General features: G+C 65.0%; 1 protein-coding gene. It reads left to right on the forward strand.

What is annotated here, in order from left to right; all coding sequences use genetic code 11:
* Positions 1–2,879 (forward strand): CLIPPER-2 domain-containing protein (locus CKO25_RS20530; protein ID WP_200389803.1); only part of this gene is annotated, 2,879 nt, incomplete at both ends.

Here is a 2,879-nt window from a genome sequence, read left to right on the forward strand (position 1 = left end):
GCCACCAACGATGGTGATGTGACCCTGACCAACGTGGTGGTCAGCGACGACCTGATCACGCCGGACGAGATCACCTGTGCCAGTGTGGCGCCGGGTGCGACCTGCGAGCTGGTGGGTACCTACACGGTCACGCTCGCCGATGCGATCGCGGCGGTGGTGGTCAACACGGCGTCGGTTGACTCGGATCAGACCGATCCGCAGACGACCGAGCTGTCGACCCCGGTGCAGCCGCCGGCGGCGCCGACGGCCGAGGACGACGAGCAGCGTGACAATCCGATTGGCACGCCGGTGACGCTGGACGTGCTCGAGAACGACGCGGCGTCCGACGGACGCACGCTCGATCCGACGACGGTGGTGATCGACGGTGCCGATGCCGGCAGCGACGGCAAGACCAAGACGGTGCCCGGTGAAGGCACTTGGACGGTGGATGCGGACACGGGTGCGATCACCTTCACGCCCGAGGCGGGCTTTGAGGGCAATCCGACGCCGATCCAGTACCAGGTGTCGGATGATCTGGGGACGCCGTCGAATCGGGCGACGGTGACGGTGACCTATCTGGGTGCGCCGGCGCTGAGTCTGGAGAAGGTGCTGAGCAGTGCTAATCCGGATCCGGTGGTGTTCGGCAGTGTGCTCACTTACACGGTCACCGCCACCAACGATGGTGATGTGACCCTGACCAACGTGGTGGTCAGCGACGACCTGATCACGCCGGACGAGATCACCTGTGCCAGTGTGGCGCCGGGTGCGACCTGCGAGCTGGTGGGTACCTACACGGTCACGCTCGCCGATGCGATCGCGGCGGTGGTGGTCAACACGGCGTCGGTTGACTCGGATCAGACTGATCCGGAGACGACCGAGCTGTCGACCCCGGTGCAGCCGCCGGTGGCGCCGACGGCCGAGGACGACGAGCAGCGTGACAACCCGATTGGCACGCCGGTGACGCTGGACGTGCTCGAGAACGACGCGGCGTCCGACGGACGCACGCTCGATCCGACGACGGTGGTGATGGTCGATGCCGATGCCGGCAGTGACGGCAAGACCAAGACGGTGCCTGGTGAAGGCACCTGGACGGTGGATGCGGACACGGGTGCGATCACCTTCACGCCCGAGGCGGGCTTTGAGGGCAATCCGACGCCGATTGAGTACCAGGTGTCGGATGATCTGGGCACGCCGTCGAATCGGGCGACGGTGACGGTGACCTATCTGGGTGCGCCGGCGCTGACGTTGGCGAAGAGCGCCAGTCCGAGCACCTACCGTGCGGCGGGTGATGAGATCACCTACACCTTCACGGTGACCAACACCGGGAATGTGGCGCTCAGTGACGTGCGCATTCGTGATGCCAAGCTCGGGATCAGCGACCTGGCGGTTAGCCCCGCGACCTTGCGACCCGGGGCCACCGGCACCGCCACAGCGACCTATGTGATCACCGCGGCGGATGTGACGGCGGGGACTGTGGCGAACACCGCCACGGCCACGGGCAGTTACGATGGTGAGACGGTCAGCGACACCGACACGGCAACCATTACCGTGACGGGTCCGCCGCCGGCGCCCGCGCTTGAGCTGGAGAAGACCGCGGAGCCGACGGTCTTTAGCGCAGCCGGTGAGACGATTCGTTACACCTACTTGGTGCGCAACACCGGTAATGTCGTGATTCGTGCACTGCGAGTGGATGACGACAAGACCCCGGTCACTTGTCCGGCGACCACGCTGGCAGTGGATGCGGAGATCACCTGTACGGCGAGTTACACCGTCACCGCGGCGGATGTGGCTGCCGGTGAGGTGACCAACATCGCCCGTGCGATCGGTGAAGACCCCGATGGTGGGACGGTGCGCTCGCCGACCGATGAGGTGACGGTGATCCTTGCGATGGTCGTGGACACCTTGGGGCGTTGTCTGAATTCCGCTCCGTACATTGACTATGCGGTGACCCTGGCGGATGCCGATCCGGATACGCTACTGACCATCCGTTGGTTCTCGGTCTTGCCTGACGGTTCGACCGGACCACAGGTCGGCGCGGCCCTGCTCGATCAACCGCTGAGCGGGCGATTGCTCTGGCCTGGAGCGGTGGTTCAGGATGGTAACGTTGTGGTTTGGCCGGGCTGGACCTTCATCGACGGTCAATGGGAACTGACGGATCCGTCTGCGATTGCGGAGAAGGAGCTGCGGTTCTCGTACAACCCCGAGATTTCGGTGCGCGTCACCTATCCGGATCCGGAGCCTCAATGTGTGTCGTTCCCGCCGGTGCCGGCGGCCTTTGACGATGAGTCACGCGACAATCCGCGTGGCAGCACGGTCAGGCTCGATCTGCCGAGCAATGACGTCCCGCCGGCTGGTTTGACGCTTGATCGGACCACGGTGACTTTAGTTGATCCGCCGGCTGGCTCGGAGTTGAGTGCGGACGGCAAGACGCTGGTTGTGCCGGGTGAAGGGACGTGGACGGTCGATCCGACCACGGGTGTCATCACCTTCAGGCCGGAGGCTGGTTTCCTTGGCGACCCGACACCGGTGTACTACCGGATTGATGACAGTGCGGGCGTGACGTCCAATCGTGCGACGGTGATCGTGACCTATCTCAGCAGCGATCCGGCGCCAAGGCTGATGCTCGAGAAGAGCGCCAGTCCGAGCACCTACGGTGCGGCGGGTGAGGAGATCACCTACACCTTTACGGTGACCAACACCGGGAATGTGGCGCTCAGTGACGTGCGCATTCGTGATGCCAAGCTCGGGATCAGCGACCTGGCGGTTAGCCCCGCGACCTTGCAACCCGGAGCGACCGGCACCGCGACGGCGACCTATGTGATCACCGCGGCGGATGTCACGGCGGGGACTGTGGCGAACACCGCTACCGCGAGCGGCCTTCACGACGGTCAGACCGTCAG

Source organism: Thiocapsa imhoffii (assembly GCF_016583985.1).
Lineage (GTDB): Bacteria > Pseudomonadota > Gammaproteobacteria > Chromatiales > Chromatiaceae > Thiocapsa > Thiocapsa imhoffii.